Source organism: Henriciella sp. (assembly GCF_029937755.1).
Classification (GTDB): Bacteria; Pseudomonadota; Alphaproteobacteria; order Caulobacterales; family Hyphomonadaceae; genus Henriciella.
In genome coordinates, this window is record NZ_JAPYPG010000003.1 from 266,453 (window position 1) to 281,441 (window position 14,989).

A 14,989-nucleotide genomic window follows, 5' to 3' on the forward strand; every position below is an offset into this window, starting at 1 on the left:
TCGCCCCCGTCCAGACTGTCGGATAGTCTTTCCAAAAAGGGAGACAGACGAATGGACATGAAGGACAAGGTGGTCGTCATTACGGGCGGCGCGACGGGGATCGGGTTCGCGCTGGCGAGAAAGTTCGGCGCCGATGGCGCGAAAATCGTCATCGGCGAGCCGCGCGAACATCGCCTGAAGGAGGCGTGTGAAAAGCTCGAAGCCCTCGGCATCGATGCCCGCTCCACCGTCTGTGACGTTTCCAGCCTCGACAATGTCGAGGCGCTGGCGGATTTCACCTGGGACGAGCATGGCCGCTGCGATGTGCTCCTCAACAATGCCGGTATCGGCTCACGCGAGAAGCGCCTGCCGGATGTGCCCATGGAAGAGGCCCACCGGATCATGGACGTGAATTTCTGGGGCGTCTGGCATGGCTGCCGCGTCTTCGGCAACCGGATGAAGGAGCAAGGCTCCCCGGCCATGATCTACAATACCGGCTCGGAGAACTCCTTCTTCTGCGCCACGACGGCCGCCGCCTATATCGCGTCCAAGCATGCCGTCCTCGGTCTGACAGAGACCTTCCGGGACCAGATGCCGGACTTCATCAAGATCGGCCTGATCATTCCCGGCTGGGTCGCCTCCGAACTCAATCCGGACTTCAACGAATACGCGATGGAAACAGACGCCTTCGCCGACATCATCTACCCCCAGATCAAGGCGGGCGAGCGTTTCGTCGTGAGCCATGCCTACAATGCCGTGCGCATCGAGCAGCGTATGGGGGCGTTGAAAAGCGCCTTTACGAAATATGCGCCGCGCTATGAGGGCGATGAGGAATACGATGTCCGGATTCTCGTGCAGCGCCTGCGGGAGCGCGGCCAGATCTAGGCGGGCGTACTACGGCTCTACGGAGGGCAGCTTCATTGTCCCGGCCCCGATATAGCGCAGGATGGCCTGGGTCCGGCTGCGCACATTGAGCTTCTCGAAACAGCGGCGGACATAGGTGCCGACCGTGTGCTCCGATACGCCCAGCATCTGCGCGATCTCGCTGTTGGACTTGTCGTTGACCATGGCCACCAGCACCTGCAGCTCGCGCCGCGAGAGGGCCCCGACACCAGCCGTATCGAGCTCACGATAGCGGTAGAAATATTCCGAGAAGAGGAATTTGATACGCCTCAGATCCGATGGCGTCAGGTCCGGGCGCTCTTCCGGGAAAGCCGCGACGAAATAGGCGAAATCCCCCGGCTTTGCGTAGACCGGCGTCGTCACACCATCCTGGAAGCCGGCCTGGCGCATCGCATTGATGACGGCGGCGCCACGCTCGTTGAAGTCGAGCGATGCTTCGAGCTTCAGGAAATGAACCGGCGTGCCGAGCGTCATGGCCGCGTACATGATCGGGTCGTCACCCGCCATCTGCCGACGATAGGCAGACTTCACCGCATCCGGCCATGTCGAGAGAATGGGCAGTTTGTCAGTCGTGACACCGCCGCCATAGGGGAAGGTATAGCCAGAGAGAGCTGTTGCGCCGATCTCCTCGAACGTATCGATCAGCACCTCGTCCAGCGCATCCCTGGATGTGCAGGCGTAAAGTCCATCGAGGTAGTCTGACAGGTCCATGAGGGCCTTTTCCCTTCCTCTCAAACTCAACCTATCCCGGCAGTCATCAACCTCAAGGGAGGATGGTCGATTCTTTTGGGCGTGCTCAGGCTCCTTCCGCTATTGCGAAAGCGCTTTTGCCTGTTGTTTCAGGCGCTTCTGATGCCGGTTATAGGCTTGGAGCAGGCTCATGCGCATTGGCACGTCCTGCCCCTCAGACAAGGCAAGAATGGCGAGATAGTTCCATGCCTGCTGTCCAAGGGCATTCAGCATCTTGATGAGACCGATGGAGCTGTTCGGCCCGAGAAAACCGGGCCCCAGCCGCATGCCCTTGGAGTGGTTTTCCAGCCGGTCGATCTCGCCCGCCAGCAGCTTTGCAGGCCCGCGCGGATCGGTGCAGAGTGGGGCGCCTATGCCCACCATGTCGGCCAGCCCTGCAGAAACCGCCTCCTCCATCGCGACCCTTGAACGGAAGCCGCCGGTCGCCATGACCGGCATGGACGCTTCGCCGCGCACCTCGCCGGCATAATCGACAAAGAAGGCCTCGCGCGCCTTGGTGCTTTCGCGCACCGGCTGGTCTTCTGCCGCCTGCAGGCCTTCGATGCCGAGAAGTTTCGGCTGCTCGTAATTGCCGCCGGAGATCTCCAGCAGGTCGATCTTCTTCTCCGAGAGCCAGGCCACGACCTGTCGGCATTCCTCGAAGCTGAAGCCGCCGGTCTGGAAGTCGGCCGAGTTGAGCTTCACTCCGACGGGGAAATCCGTGCCCACCGCCGCGCGCACCGCCTCGACGGTTTCCAGCAGCAGCCGCGCGCGGTTCTCGAGGCTGCCGCCCCATTCATCCTCGCGCTGGTTGGCGCGCGGATTGAGGAACTGGCTGATGAGATAGCCATGCGCGCCATGCACCTGCACGCCGTCGAAGCCGGCTTCCCGCGCCACGCTCGCGCAGAGCGCAAAGCCCTCGATCACCTTGCGGATGTCGTGCCCCTCCATCGCCACCGGCTTGCCGAACTGGCCGCCGGGCAGCGCCAGCGGGACCGCCGAGGGCGCATGCGGCGCCTCGTTGATCAGCTTCGGCGTCTGGCGCCCGGCATGGCTGATCTGCATCCACATCTTCGCGCCATGCTCCTGCCCGGCCGCCGCCCAGGCCTTCAGCGCCGCCATATGGTCGGCGTCCGGGCGCGCGTCGATGACGACATTGCCCGGCGCTTCAAGATGGTGGCGGTCGATCAGTACGTTTCCCGTCAGCAGCATCCCGCAACCACTCTCGCCCCATGCCCGGTAGAGCCTCACATGCCCTTCATGGGCGCGATTGCCGATGGCGATCTGCTCCGTCATCGCCGCCTTGCAGAGCCGGTTGGGCAGCTGCGCCCCGCAGGGCAGGTCAAGCGGTTGTTCGAGTATGCTGGTCATGGAAAGCCCTCCCCGGCCATCTTTGCCGGAAGCATGACGTGCCGCCCCGGACCCGTCCAGACTTGCACTTTCACGGACCCCCGCCTAGGTATCGCTCTCCTGAAACAAGAGACATGGAGCCCCGCAATGGATTTCGCCCGCATGAGACTAGCGACGATCTTCCATTCTGCCCGGGCCCCTTTCCATGTCTGCCTTTCTTACCCTCGACCAGCTCTCGCTCTCAAAGCCTGACGGTTCTCCGCTTTTCGACACTCTGACGCTGTCTGTCAGCGCCGAACGCATCGGCCTTGTCGGCCGCAATGGCTGTGGCAAGTCCACGCTGCTTGCCGCTATCGCCGGAGACGTCCAGCCCTCCGCCGGCGCGATCCATACCCATGGCCGTCTCGCGCGGCTGGAGCAGCGCTTTGACGAAAGCCTGAGTGTCGCCGAAGCGCTCGGGGTCTCCGGCGCCCTCGCCTGTCTCGCCCGCATCACGACCGGTGACGGCACGGCAGAGGATTTCGACGCCGCCGACTGGACGCTCGAACCCCGCCTCGACAAGGCGCTTGCCGAAACCGGGCTTGGGACCATGCCGCTGGACCGCCGCCTCGCCACCCTTTCAGGCGGCGAACGCACGCGCGTCGGTCTCGCCCGTCTCTTGCTGGCCGAACCGGACCTGATCCTGCTCGACGAGCCGACCAACAATCTCGACAAGGATGGCCGCGCCGCCGTCATGGCGCTGATCGAGCGCTGGAAAGGCGGCCTGGTTGTCGCCAGCCATGACCGCGCCCTGCTCGAGGCGATGGACCGGATCGTCGAGCTGACGCCGGTCGGCTGCACCGTCTTCGGCGGCGGCTGGCGCGAATTCGACGAAGCGAGACAGGCTGCCCGCGACCGTGCGGCTCAGGAGGCCGAGAGCGCTGCCAACAAGCTGAAATCGACCACCCGCAAGGTCCAGCAGGCGAAGGAGCGCAAGGACCGCTCCGACGCACACGGCCGGGCCGTTCGCGCCCGCGGCGACCAGCCGAAACTCGTCCTCGATGCCCGCGCCGAACGCGCCGAAGCGACCGGTGCGCGCGGTCAGCATCTTGCCGATCGCCAGCTGGGCGAGGCCGAAACCACGCTGTCGGAGGCCGAAGCCAGGCTCGAAATCGTTACCCCCCTGAGCATCGACCTTCCCGCCTGCGACCTGCCCGCCGCGCGCCAGCTCGTGACGCTGAAAGATGTCAGCATGGGGTTCGGAGGACGTCCGCTGTTCGGCCCTCTATCCTTTGAGCTGCGCGGGCCCGAGCGGGTCGCGATTGCCGGGCCGAACGGCTCGGGCAAGTCGACGCTGATGAAGCTGATCACCGGAGCGCTGCAGCCCCTCTCCGGCGAGGTAAGCGTCCACACCACCCGCATCGCCCTGCTCGACCAGCATGTCGCGCGCCTCGCTCCGGACCGTTCGCTGATCGACAATATGAAGACGCTGGCCCCGGCCCTCAACGACAATGAAGCCCGCGCCCAGCTCGCCCGCTTCGCCTTTCGCGGCGATGACGCCCTGCAGGCCACCGGCACGCTCTCGGGCGGCGAACGCCTGCGCGCCGGCCTCGCGGCTGCCTTCGCCCAGCCGGAGCCGCCCGAACTCCTGCTGCTGGACGAACCGACCAACCATCTCGACATCGACGCCGTCGAACTGCTGGAAGCCGCCCTCAAAGCCTATGACGGCGCCATCCTCGCCATCAGCCACGACGAGCGCTTCCTGGATGCGATCGGGGTGGAGCGGCGCATCGTGCTAAACTAACCCCGCCGTGCGCCCTGGCCGCCATCGACCGGCAGCAGCACGCCGGTAATGAAGCGCGCTTCCTCGCTGACGAGGAAGAGCGTCGCGTGGGCGGTATCCCAGCCACTTCCCATATGCCCCATCGGCACCTGCGCGGCCCGTTCGGCCCGGAGGTCATCGGCCGGCACGCCGCGGCGCTGGGAAATGCCCTCGATGGCCATCGGTGTATCCATCAGGCCCGGCAGGATCGCATTGCACCGCACGCCCTTCTTCGCGCCCGACAGCGCGACCGATTGCGTCATCCGGTTCATCGCCGCCTTGGAGGTTTCGTAAGCCAGCATGTGATGGCCCGCGATGGAGGCGAGCGAGGAGATATTCACAATGGCGCCCGCGCCCTGGCTTTCCATGATGGGCAGGCAGGCTTTCGTGACCAGCCAGGCCGCCTTGAAATTGACCGACAGGATCCGGTCAAAGGCCTCCTCGGTGAGGTGTTTCGCCGGGCCGTCGCCGCCCCCGCCAATGCCGACATTGTTCACCAGCCCATCGATCCGGCCATAGGTCTCAAGCGTCACGCGGGCGATCTTTTCTGCTTCGTCCGCCTTCGCGACGTTGGCCGCGAGCGCCAGCGCATCGCCGCCCTCCTCGCGGATCGCCGCCACCGTCGCATCGGCGCGATCGAGATCGCGGTCGACGCAGACCACGCTGGCACCGGCGCGCGCGAAGACGAGAGCGCAGGCCTTGCCATTGCCAACCGTCGTCCCCGGCGTCTGGCCCGCCCCGCAGATGATCGCGACCTTTCCCTCAAGCCGGCCAGCGACATCGATCCCGCTCATTTTGCGAGGTCCGGATCCAGCGTGAGGTCGTCATCGAGCTGCACGCCGAACGAGTTCAGCATCATCGAGACCTGGGTGTACTGGCCGACCGTCATGACGAGGTCCATCTTCTGCTTCTCGGTGAGAAAGCCGAGCCGCGCCCAGGTTGCATCGGTGATGAAGGCGTCGGCGGTCAGCTCGTCGGTGGCTTGCAGGAGGGCAGCGTCTTCCTCGCTCCAGCCCGCCGCCTCCGGACCGGCCTTGATGCGCGCGATCTCCTCTTCGGTGAGCCCGCACTGCAGGCCGATGCGCTCATGCTGAGCCCATTCATAGCCGGACTTCCAGTTGAAGCCCGCCCGCAGGATGACGAGCTCGCGTTCGCGGGGCGCAAGATCATTATGCTCCGACAGGATATAGCCGCCATAGAGCATGAAGCGCTTATAGGCCTTCGGCGCGCGCGAGAGCGTGCGGAAGATGTTGTAGATCTGGCCCTTGAACCGCTCCCCCAGCAGCGCGCGCTGCTCTTCGCCGATCTCATGGTCTTGAAGCGGTGCAATCCGCGGTTTGTTCAGGCGCATCCAGGTCTCCTCCCTCTATTTTTTCGGGCCCCGGTCCAAAACCGGTTACACCCATTTTCACTACAGTAAACGCGCCAAGTCCGAAGCGGGCAAGTGCGGACCCGGCGGCATGCCAAGGTTAATGTGGCTGGAACACGAAAAGCGGAAGTCCGTTTTGAAAACTGAAGGGGCGCATCCCGCTGCCCCTCCAAAAATGGTAATGAAACCCCAGAAAGGAGTTCCATTATGAAACTCACTAATTCTACCGCATTTAGTTCCCTCATCGCGCTTGCTTTCGCCGCCTCAGCCGGAACGGCTGCTGCGCAGGACGATATGCAAAACGACGCAAGCAATGATGAAACCCAGGCACAAGCCGACGCCATGACGGATGAAGAAGCCGACATGGATGACAGCGGCGTGCAGATCGACCTCACAGGCGACAGTCCTTACCTTAAATCGGATGAGGCGTGGGTCACCCTGACCGGCGAAGTGACCGACTCCACCCTGTCCAGCTTCATGCTCGACTATGGCGATGGTACGGTCCAAGTCGAGATGGATGACTGGGATAGCTGGGGCGACGCCTATGGCATTGTCGACGGACAGACCGTCGCCGTGACGGGCCGCATCGATGATGACTTCCTGGAGACGACGAGTATCGAAGCCTCCAGCGTCTATGTCGCCGATCTGAACACCGTTTTCTATGCCTCGGCAGAAGACGAGGAAGCCCTGCGTAGCTGGAGTTCATATTCCACGACGATAGATACGGGTAACAGCGTTACCTTCTCCGGTATCGTGACCGAGACGATGCCGCTTCAAGGCGAATTCATCATCGACACCGGCTATTACGATCTAGAGGTCGATGCCGATACCGACAAGCTCGGCTACAATCCGCTGGATGATGAAGGCTTCCAGAAGATCACCGTGGGCGACTGGGTCTCGGTGACCGGCGAGATCGACGATCCACTCTTCGAGGAACTGGAGCTCGAAGCGACCTTCATCACCTCAAGCGCAAGCTAGTCGCGTAACATCCCGTGCCACCAGGCCCGGCAGGCGAATGCCCTGCCGGGCCTTTTTGTACGCTAGATCTGGCTGGCGAGCCAGGCGGTGTAGCCGGCATAGCCTGCGAGCATCAGGGCGCCTTCGGTGCGGTTGATGCGGTGGCCGGTCCGCGCGAGGATGATGAGCGCCGCCGTCGCACCGAGCATCACCCAGATATCCACCGCCATGATCTCTGGCGGGACCGGGATCGGCTGGACCAGCGCCGTAACACCGAGAATGCCGAGCACATTGTAGATGTTCGATCCCACGACATTGCCGAAGGCGACATCGCTCTGGCCACGCAGCGCGGCGATCACGGAAGTAATGAGCTCCGGCAGCGAGGTGCCGATGGCAACGATGGAGAGCCCGATGATCGTCTCGGAGATGCCGAATCGTGTGGCGAGCCCCACCGCCCCGTCGATCAGGAGCGAGGCACCAAGGATGACAAGCGCGAGCCCGCCCAGCGTCATCAAGCCAGCCATCAGCGGACGGTCCGCGGGCTTCACCGGCGGGCCGGGATCGACGGTAATGCCCGCCTTCGCTGTAACCGCACGCCGCTCCTGCCAGATGGCAAAGCCGAGATAGCCCGCAAGGCCGGCGAGGAAGACCACGCCCGACAGCCGGTCGAGCACGCCGCTCATCGTCACGCCCAGGCAGAGCAGCGCCGAGACAGCGAGCGCCAGCCCGTCCCGCTTCAGCGCGCCACCGTCCACCAGGACGGGCTTCAGCACGGCAGCGAGACCGAGGATGAGCAGGATGTTGGCAATGTTCGACCCGACGACATTGCCGGTCGCGACACCGGGCGATCCCGCCAGGGCCGCCTGAAGGCTGGTTACGAGTTCCGGCGTCGAGGTGCCGAAGCCGACAAGCGTCAGGCCGATGAGGAGCGGTGACACGCCAAGGCGCTGCGCGATGGAGACCGAGCCGCGCACGAAAAGGTCGCCGCCCACCAGCAAAAGGACGAGACCGGTAATCAGGAAAACAATAAGCATGAGGGGGATCTTGGGTAAAAGGGGGCGGCCGCCGTCGCGCGGGAAATCGTCGTTTCTGACGCGGGCCGGTCCCTGTTGGCGCGATATGCCTCTGCGCACACCCGAAATCAAGATGCCGGTTTTGTCCCCATGCGGATTAAATTTTGGAGAGCCGGCCGCCCGCCATCTTCCACGCGCATGGGACTCTCGCCATATCCGGATGCGCGGATGAACAAGTCCCGCGGGCCGGACTGCGAGTCCGTCCCAACTCTTGCTTTTGGAGAGTGCGCAGATGAGCGCACGGAACAAGTATATCGTGGCCGCTGTCACAGGCGTCGCGGTCCTCGGCGGCGCGGCCGCCTTCACCTACTACACCAACACCCAGACCAGCCAGCCAAAGTCGGCCTTCTCGGAAGAGACACCACTGACCGATGAAGCCACCAGCCTTGCTGAGCTGGAACCGGCGGCGCCTGTTACCGGATCGATTGAGGCCACCGGCCTTGAAGATATCGGCGTCAGCCCGCTCGAAACACCTGTCGATACGGTTGTGGAAACCCACGTTCATGGCGATGTGGCACCGGCAGACATCTCGGCGGACACCCAGACTGACGCAGGATTTGCGCCGGGAGAAACCCAGCCCGAATAGCCTGTCTTCGCGGCAGGCTATGGTCATCGCCGCAGGGGTATCCTAAATGGCAAGTCCAAGAACCCCGGACCCCATGGGAGCCCTGCGGCGATGACCGAACTCTCCGTCAATCTCAATGCTGTCGCCCTGCTGCGGAACCGGCGCGACCTGCCCTGGCCGAGCATGACAGGGCTTGGCCGCATCGCGCTCGAGGCCGGGGCCGTCGGGCTGACGGTTCATCCGCGTCCGGATGAGCGCCACACCCGCCGGGCCGACCTGCCTGACCTGCGCACCCTGATCGACACTGAGTTCCCCGACCGCGAATTCAACATCGAAGGCAATCCGAGCGAGGACTTCCTCGAACTGGTCGAGGAGATCCAGCCCGAACAGGTGACCCTCGTGCCCGACGACCCTGCCCAGGCCACCTCGGACCATGGCTGGGACTTCAAGGCTGACGGGGCGCATCTTCACAAGATCGTGGCGCGCCTAAAGGTCACCACCGGCGCGCGCATCTCCCTCTTCGCCGATGCCGACCCGGCCCAGATGGCGGCGGCCGCCGAAACCGGCTGTGACCGTGTCGAACTCTATACCGGCCCCTATGGCGGCTGCCATGACGACCCTGAGGCGCAGGCGCGCGAGCTTGAAAAGCTCGCCGAAACGGCCGAAGCGGCCATCGCACTCGGCCTTGGGGTGAATGCCGGCCATGACCTCACCGTCGAGAACCTCACGCCGCTGGCCCTGCGCATTCCGGATCTCGCCGAAGTCTCGATCGGCCACGGGCTGACCGCCGATGCGCTGACCTATGGCATGGCCGAGACGGTGCGCCGCTTCCGCCGCGCCTGCGGACAGGTGGTCTAGAGCAGCCGCACCGCCGCGCCGACCTCAGCCTCCCACGCATCCTCATCCTCGACCGCCCACGGGTCGCAGGGCAGCCAGGGCGGCGTTGGCGGCACCGCGTCCGGCACGCCCTCCGGCCATGTCGCCTTGCCATCCTCGGCGAGCGCCGCCCCCAGCGTCCTCAGGCTGAGGAAATAGTCGAACACCACCGCCCACGCGTCCATCGCGCCGCCGCTTTCCAGCGTCCCGGCGACCTTCGCCAGGAAGGCCTTCGGAGCCGCATAGAAATCGCCCACCACGTCGGAAACCGCCGCGCGCCGGTCGATCCGGCTGAGCGTGGTTTCCAGCCGCCTTGTCTCGGTCTCCCACGCCGCCGCCTCATCCATGCGGCCAAGCTCGGCCAGCGCCAGCGCCCAGCTTGCATGCCGCGCCCGGCGCATCTCCGTCGTCTCGGCAGCAAGGTTCTTCTTGCGGATGCCGAGCAAGGCGGCCCATTCCGCAGCAGTTGTTTTCGACACCCGTGCTTTTGCCGCCGCCTTGTCATAGCTAAGTCCCGTCCGCAGCCCGGTCTCGACCACACGGACTGCCAGCATCCGCCCGATGGGCATCTGGTCGAGCAGCGAGATGAGCGGGTCAGTCATGAGGTCTGGTAAACTGCCACTCGAAGAGCCGTCGTCTGATGGATTCGCCCAATCGCCTGCCGCGGCGGGTCACGCCGGAGGGAAAATCTGGTTGAGCCACTCATGGGGCAAGGCCAAGCGGGCGAGCCGCGCCAGAACCGGACTGTTTCCGGACTAAAACCGGACTGTTTTCGGAACGTCCTTTTTCAGGGATAGTCCGGTGGAGGGATGCCGGACTATCCCTGAGTTCAGGTGTAGGACAGATACCCGTCCGGAATGCGGACCTAGGAGGCCTGTTTCAGCCGGTCGCGCATCAGCTCCAGCCAGGCGGCCTGCCGGTGAATGACGCTGACCAGGTCATTCGGGTCTCCCTCGGCGATCAGCTCGTCGAGCCAGATCCGGGTCACCTTCGACTGGCTCTCGACCCAGTCCAGAATGCGGACCTTGCTGCCCGCCGCCTGACAGGCCGGTCCGTTACCCGCCTCTTCCTGCTGCCACGCTGTCATCATCGCGAACCTCCATATTTGCGAATGGTTCTCATTTGCAAATAATTCGCGCGGGCCGTCAAGGGGCTCGTATTGAGGCGACTGCGACAAAGCGCACGCTTTGACGCAATGGAAAGCCTTGACCTGCACGTCAACCGCCGCCCTATACCGGTCACGACAAGATATGTACGAGTAGGTATATGGCAGACGGATTTCTCTCCCTGAGCAGCCAGTTCGAAACGGCCACCGAGGCCGAATGGCTGGCCGCCGTTGAAAAGGCCCTGAAGGGCGGCGGTCTCGAACGGCTCACCCGCAAGACTGATGACGGCATTGCGATTCGGCCGCTTTATCGCGAAGACGGTTTTGCAAGCGCGACCGACCCGCTCGGCGCCCCCGGCGAAGCGCCATACCTGCGCGGCGCGGAGGCCCAGCCGGACGCCTACCTGCCCTGGGACATCCGCCAGGCCTTCACCCATCCCGATCCGGAAACCACCAATGCCGAGATCCTGCGCGACCTCGAGCGGGGCGTGTCGTCTGTAGAGCTGGCCGTCGATTGCACCGGCGAGCATGGCTGCGCCATCGAGGACGCCAACACGCTGGCAAGCGTCCTGAAAGGTGTCCGTGCCGACATCGCCACCATCGCGCTCGACCATCGCGGCGCCGGCGCCGGAACCTCGGTGGCCGCGCTTCTGGCGCTCTGGGGCGAAAAGCAGGACGAGCCCAAGTCGCTGAAATTCGCCTTCAATATCGACCCGCTCGGCCTGCTGATACGCACCGGCCGTGTCGAGGGCGGGCTCGACGCTGCCTTCGTCCGCACCGCCGAACTGGCGCGTCTGCTGGCCCTGAGCTTCCCGAACGCCACCACGCTGCGCGCCGATAGCCGCGCCATCCATGAAGCAGGTGGCTCGGAAGCCCAGGAACTGGGTGGCCTGATCGCCCATGCCGTCGACACGATGCGCCGGCTTCAGACAGCCGGCTATGACATCAACACCTTCCCGGCCCAGACCGTTTTCACGCTGGCAACGGGCGGCAATTACGGGCTCGAGATTGCCAAGCTGCGCGCCGCGCGCCGCCTCTGGGCCCGCGTGCTCGACGCGATGGGTCTCGAGGCCGACCCCATGCGGCTCCAGTCGGTCAGCTCCGCCCGCATGCTGACGCGCTATGACGCCTGGGTAAACATGCTGCGCAACACCGCGGCCTGCTTTGCCGCCTCTGTCGGCGGCGCTGATGTCGTTACGGTGCGCGCCTTCAATGAAGCGCTCGGCGTACCGGAAGAGCTTGGCCGCCGCACCGCCCGCAACACCCAGATCATCGCGATGGAAGAGTCCGGCCTCGGCCGTATTGCCGACCCGGCCGGCGGCGCCTGGTTTGAAGAAACGCTCGCGACCGATCTCGCCGAAGACGCCTGGAAGGAATTCCAGCAGATCGAAAGCGAAGGTGGCCTGGCCGAAAGCCTTGCGGCTGGTAAATTCCAGAGCCGTATCAAGGGCGTAAGAGACGACCGTTACAAGGCCATCGCGAAGCGCAAGATCCCTGTCACCGGCGTCAGCGAGTTCCCGCTGATCGAGGAAGACGGCGCCCCGATTGCCGATGTCACCTATGCCAGCAAGGCCACGCGCGTCTCGAATGAGGGGATCAAATCCTTCCTCAAGGACCTGCCCGACCGCTCCGGCGACGACACGACAGCCGAAGCGCTTGAGCCGATCCATCTTGCCCGTGACTTCGAAGCCCTGCGGGACCGCGCAGCCGCCCACGAAGAGAAGACCGGCAAGCGCCCGGCCATCTTCATCGCAACGCTGGGTCCACTCGCCGAACACAATGCGCGCGTCGACTTTGCGCGAAACCTGTTCGCCGCCGGCGGCATCGAGGGCAAGGAAGCGCCCTCCCTGCCAACCTCGCTCGAAGACATCGAAGCCGGTTTCAAGGCGTCGGGATGCCGGATCGCTGTCATCTGCGGCAATGACGAGCGCTACAAGACCGAAGCCGGCGACGCGGCCCGAACCCTCAAGAAGGCCGGTGCCCAGCGCGTCTTCATCGCAGGCAAGGCAGAAGCGCCCTATTGCGACACCAACATCTTCATGGGCTGCGACGCGGTCGACGTGCTCACCCTCGCGCAGGCCGAACTGGGAGTTGCCAAATGACGACCTTCCCCGATTTCACCAAGCTCGACCTCGGCACGCCGGAGGCGAAAGCACCGTCTGGCTCCACAAAGCGGACGCTGGAGACGCCGGAAGGCATCGACCTCGCCACGGCCTATTCCGCCGCCGACACCCAGGGCCTCGACTATCTCGATGACTTTCCGGGCCTCGCGCCCTTTGGCCGCGGCCCCTACCCGACCATGTATACCCAGCGGCCCTGGACGGTGCGCCAGTATGCCGGCTTCTCGACGGCGGAAGACTCCAACGCCTTCTATCGCCGCAACCTCGCGGCCGGTCAGAAAGGCCTCTCGGTCGCCTTCGACCTTGCAACCCACAGGGGATATGACTCCGACCATGTTCGCGTGACAGGCGATGTCGGCATGGCCGGTGTGGCGATCGACTCCATCTACGACATGCGCACGCTCTTCTCGGGCATTCCGCTCGACCAGATGTCAGTGTCGATGACGATGAACGGTGCCGTGCTGCCGATCCTCGCGCTCTATATCGCGGCGGCTGAGGAACAGGGCGTCTCTCCGGACAAGCTCGCCGGCACGATCCAGAACGACATCCTCAAAGAGTTCATGGTGCGGAACACCTATATCTATCCGCCCAAGCCGAGCATGCGGATCATTTCGGACATTTTCGCCTACACGTCTGAAAACATGCCGAAATACAACTCAATCTCGATCTCCGGCTACCATATGCAGGAAGCCGGGGCGACGGCAGACCTGGAGCTTGCCTACACACTGGCTGACGGCATCGAATATATCCGCGCCGGTGTCGATGCGGGTCTCGATGTCGACGCGTTCGCGCCGCGTCTGTCCTTCTTCTGGGCGATCGGCATGAACACCTTCATGGAGGTCGCAAAACTCCGCGCCGCGCGACTGCTCTGGGCGAAGCTGGTGAAGGAGAACTTCAACCCGAAGAACCCGAAATCCCTGTCCCTGCGCACCCACAGCCAGACCTCCGGCTGGTCGCTGACCGCGCAGGACGTGTACAACAATGTCATCCGCACCTGCCTGGAAGCCATCGCGGCGGTCGGCGGGCAAACCCAGTCGCTGCACACCAACAGCTTCGACGAAGCGCTTGCCCTGCCGACGGATTTCTCCGCCCGCATCTCGCGCAATACGCAGCTCTTCCTGCAGCAGGAAGGCGGCGCCTGCCAGACCATCGACCCGTGGGGCGGCTCCTACTATGTCGAGCGCCTGACCCATGATCTCGCCGCGAAGGCGCTGGAGCATATCGAGGAAGTCGAAAAGCTCGGCGGCATGCGCAAGGCGATCGAGGAAGGCGTCCCGAAACTGCGCATCGAGGAAGCGGCCGCCCGCACGCAGGCGCGTATCGACAGCGGCGAACAGACCGTGGTCGGCGTCAACAAGTTCCAGCTCGACCAGGACGAAGACGTGCCGGTGCTGAAGGTCGATAACGCCACCGTGCGCCGCATGCAGCTCGACAAGCTCGCCCGCCTCAAGGAGGACCGGAACCAGGCGGAAGTCGAGGCAAAGCTCGACGCCATCGCCGAAGCGGCCGCCGGCACCGAAGGCAACCTGCTCGCGCTGGCTGTCGATGCGGCCCGCGCCAAGGCCACGGTTGGCGAAATCTCCGAAGCCGTCGAACGCAGTCAGGGCCGCCACCAGGCGGTCATCCGCTCGATCAAGGGCGTCTATGGCGGCTCCATCGGCAAGGACGAGAAGGCGAATGAAGCGCGCGCGCTGGCAGAGACCTTCGAGAAGAAGAAGGGCCGCAGGCCCAGGATCTATATCGCGAAAATGGGTCAGGACGGGCATGACCGCGGCCAGAAGGTCGTCGCTTCGGCCCTGATGGACCTCGGCTGGGATGTCGAGATCGGCCCCCTCTTCCAGACCCCGGAAGAAGCCGCCCGTGACGCCCGCAAGGCTGGTGTCGACATTGTCGCCGCCTCGTCGCTTGCAGCTGGTCACCTCACCCTGATCCCTGAACTCAGGCGCGCGCTCGGCAATGAGGGCGCGGCCAGCACACAGATCATCGCCGGCGGCGTCATCCCGCCCGGCGACTATGATGCCCTCCGCACAGCGGGCGCTTCGGCCATCTTCCCGCCGGGCACGGTGATCGCCGATGCCGCCAGGGCGATGCTGGAGTCGCTGGAAGACGACCCCGTCAACGCAGCCGCGGAATAGACAGGCTGGACAAGACCCTTACCCGCT

Annotated in this window: 14 protein-coding genes; 7 read left to right on the forward strand and 7 right to left on the reverse strand. The window is 64.4% G+C overall.

The features are described 5' to 3' along the window. Positions 1–51: 51 nt before the first annotated feature. Positions 52–864: an SDR family oxidoreductase gene (locus Q1K29_RS08895; protein ID WP_300393532.1), complete on the forward strand. Its 813-nt coding sequence runs from the start codon at positions 52–54 to the stop codon at positions 862–864. Between the two features lie 9 nt (positions 865–873). Here Q1K29_RS08895 and Q1K29_RS08900 read toward each other — a convergent pair whose 3' ends face one another. Beyond that, positions 874–1,593: a LuxR family transcriptional regulator gene (locus Q1K29_RS08900; RefSeq protein ID WP_300393534.1), complete on the reverse strand. Its 720-nt coding sequence runs from the start codon at positions 1,591–1,593 to the stop codon at positions 874–876. Between the two features lie 99 nt (positions 1,594–1,692). Further along, positions 1,693–2,982 (reverse strand): NADH:flavin oxidoreductase/NADH oxidase family protein, encoded by a 1,290-nt coding sequence (locus Q1K29_RS08905; RefSeq protein ID WP_300393537.1) that lies wholly within the window; start codon positions 2,980–2,982, stop codon positions 1,693–1,695. 184 nt (positions 2,983–3,166) lie between these two features. Between Q1K29_RS08905 and Q1K29_RS08910 the strand changes: the two genes are divergently transcribed. Next, positions 3,167–4,744, forward strand: coding sequence for an ABC-F family ATP-binding cassette domain-containing protein (locus tag Q1K29_RS08910; protein ID WP_300393540.1), 1,578 nt, complete (start codon positions 3,167–3,169; stop codon positions 4,742–4,744). Here Q1K29_RS08910 and Q1K29_RS08915 read toward each other — a convergent pair. After that, positions 4,741–5,556 (reverse strand): SDR family NAD(P)-dependent oxidoreductase, encoded by an 816-nt coding sequence (locus Q1K29_RS08915; protein WP_300393542.1) that lies wholly within the window; start codon positions 5,554–5,556, stop codon positions 4,741–4,743. The genes Q1K29_RS08910 and Q1K29_RS08915 overlap by 4 nt on opposite strands. Then, positions 5,553–6,113, reverse strand: coding sequence for a carboxymuconolactone decarboxylase family protein (locus Q1K29_RS08920; protein WP_300393544.1), 561 nt, complete (start codon positions 6,111–6,113; stop codon positions 5,553–5,555). The genes Q1K29_RS08915 and Q1K29_RS08920 overlap by 4 nt, the downstream gene beginning before the upstream one ends. 225 nt (positions 6,114–6,338) lie before the next feature. Here Q1K29_RS08920 and Q1K29_RS08925 point away from each other — a divergent pair, with 225 nt between their 5' ends. Next, positions 6,339–7,109: a hypothetical protein gene (locus Q1K29_RS08925; RefSeq protein WP_300393547.1), complete on the forward strand. Its 771-nt coding sequence runs from the start codon at positions 6,339–6,341 to the stop codon at positions 7,107–7,109. 62 nt (positions 7,110–7,171) lie between these two features. Here Q1K29_RS08925 and Q1K29_RS08930 read toward each other — a convergent pair whose 3' ends face one another. Beyond that, positions 7,172–8,122, reverse strand: coding sequence for a calcium/sodium antiporter (locus Q1K29_RS08930; protein WP_300393550.1), 951 nt, complete (start codon positions 8,120–8,122; stop codon positions 7,172–7,174). A 271-nt stretch (positions 8,123–8,393) separates the two neighbouring features. Here Q1K29_RS08930 and Q1K29_RS08935 point away from each other — a divergent pair, with 271 nt between their 5' ends. Further along, positions 8,394–8,747, forward strand: a complete 354-nt coding sequence (locus tag Q1K29_RS08935; RefSeq protein WP_300393553.1) for a hypothetical protein — start codon at positions 8,394–8,396, stop codon at positions 8,745–8,747. A gap of 90 nt (positions 8,748–8,837) precedes the next feature. Continuing rightward, on the forward strand, positions 8,838–9,584 hold the full coding sequence (locus tag Q1K29_RS08940) for a pyridoxine 5'-phosphate synthase (protein ID WP_300393556.1): 747 nt from the start codon (positions 8,838–8,840) through the stop codon (positions 9,582–9,584). Here the strand turns inward: Q1K29_RS08940 and Q1K29_RS08945 are convergent. Both Q1K29_RS08945 and Q1K29_RS08950 read right to left on the reverse strand, forming a co-directional pair. Then, positions 9,581–10,204: a hypothetical protein gene (locus Q1K29_RS08945; protein ID WP_300393559.1), complete on the reverse strand. Its 624-nt coding sequence runs from the start codon at positions 10,202–10,204 to the stop codon at positions 9,581–9,583. The two genes, Q1K29_RS08940 and Q1K29_RS08945, sit on opposite strands and share 4 nt — an antisense overlap. Before the next feature lie 263 nt (positions 10,205–10,467). Then, the gene (locus Q1K29_RS08950; RefSeq protein WP_300393562.1) at positions 10,468–10,692 is read right to left on the reverse strand and encodes a hypothetical protein; all 225 of its coding nucleotides are present in this window, start codon (positions 10,690–10,692) and stop codon (positions 10,468–10,470) included. 176 nt (positions 10,693–10,868) lie between these two features. On the opposite strand from Q1K29_RS08950, the gene Q1K29_RS08955 reads away from it, so the two are divergent. Together Q1K29_RS08955 and scpA are read left to right on the forward strand one after the other, a co-directional pair. Then, positions 10,869–12,809 (forward strand): methylmalonyl-CoA mutase family protein, encoded by a 1,941-nt coding sequence (locus tag Q1K29_RS08955; protein ID WP_300393565.1) that lies wholly within the window; start codon positions 10,869–10,871, stop codon positions 12,807–12,809. Further along, positions 12,806–14,962 carry a methylmalonyl-CoA mutase gene (scpA, locus tag Q1K29_RS08960; RefSeq protein WP_300393568.1) on the forward strand — a complete coding sequence of 719 codons (2,157 nt, stop codon included), beginning with the start codon at positions 12,806–12,808 and terminating at the stop codon, positions 14,960–14,962. The genes Q1K29_RS08955 and scpA overlap by 4 nt, the downstream gene beginning before the upstream one ends. The last annotated feature ends 27 nt before the right edge of the window (positions 14,963–14,989 follow it).

Excerpts from the sequence above, each read along its gene's own strand:
- Q1K29_RS08905 (WP_300393537.1), bottom strand. The coding sequence starts at position 2,982 with ATGACCAGCATACTCGAACAACCGCTTGACCTGCCCTGCGGGGCGCAG.
- Q1K29_RS08920 (WP_300393544.1), bottom strand. The coding sequence starts at position 6,113 with ATGCGCCTGAACAAACCGCGGATTGCACCGCTTCAAGACCATGAGATC.
- Q1K29_RS08940 (WP_300393556.1), top strand. The coding sequence starts at position 8,838 with ATGACCGAACTCTCCGTCAATCTCAATGCTGTCGCCCTGCTGCGGAAC.
- Q1K29_RS08945 (WP_300393559.1), bottom strand. The coding sequence starts at position 10,204 with ATGACTGACCCGCTCATCTCGCTGCTCGACCAGATGCCCATCGGGCGG.
- Q1K29_RS08915 (WP_300393542.1), bottom strand. The coding sequence starts at position 5,556 with ATGAGCGGGATCGATGTCGCTGGCCGGCTTGAGGGAAAGGTCGCGATC.
- Q1K29_RS08955 (WP_300393565.1), top strand. The coding sequence starts at position 10,869 with ATGGCAGACGGATTTCTCTCCCTGAGCAGCCAGTTCGAAACGGCCACC.
- Q1K29_RS08925 (WP_300393547.1), top strand. The coding sequence starts at position 6,339 with ATGAAACTCACTAATTCTACCGCATTTAGTTCCCTCATCGCGCTTGCT.
- scpA (WP_300393568.1), top strand. The coding sequence starts at position 12,806 with ATGACGACCTTCCCCGATTTCACCAAGCTCGACCTCGGCACGCCGGAG.
- Q1K29_RS08950 (WP_300393562.1), bottom strand. The coding sequence starts at position 10,692 with ATGATGACAGCGTGGCAGCAGGAAGAGGCGGGTAACGGACCGGCCTGT.
- Q1K29_RS08895 (WP_300393532.1), top strand. The coding sequence starts at position 52 with ATGGACATGAAGGACAAGGTGGTCGTCATTACGGGCGGCGCGACGGGG.
- Q1K29_RS08935 (WP_300393553.1), top strand. The coding sequence starts at position 8,394 with ATGAGCGCACGGAACAAGTATATCGTGGCCGCTGTCACAGGCGTCGCG.
- Q1K29_RS08910 (WP_300393540.1), top strand. The coding sequence starts at position 3,167 with ATGTCTGCCTTTCTTACCCTCGACCAGCTCTCGCTCTCAAAGCCTGAC.
- Q1K29_RS08900 (WP_300393534.1), bottom strand. The coding sequence starts at position 1,593 with ATGGACCTGTCAGACTACCTCGATGGACTTTACGCCTGCACATCCAGG.
- Q1K29_RS08930 (WP_300393550.1), bottom strand. The coding sequence starts at position 8,122 with ATGCTTATTGTTTTCCTGATTACCGGTCTCGTCCTTTTGCTGGTGGGC.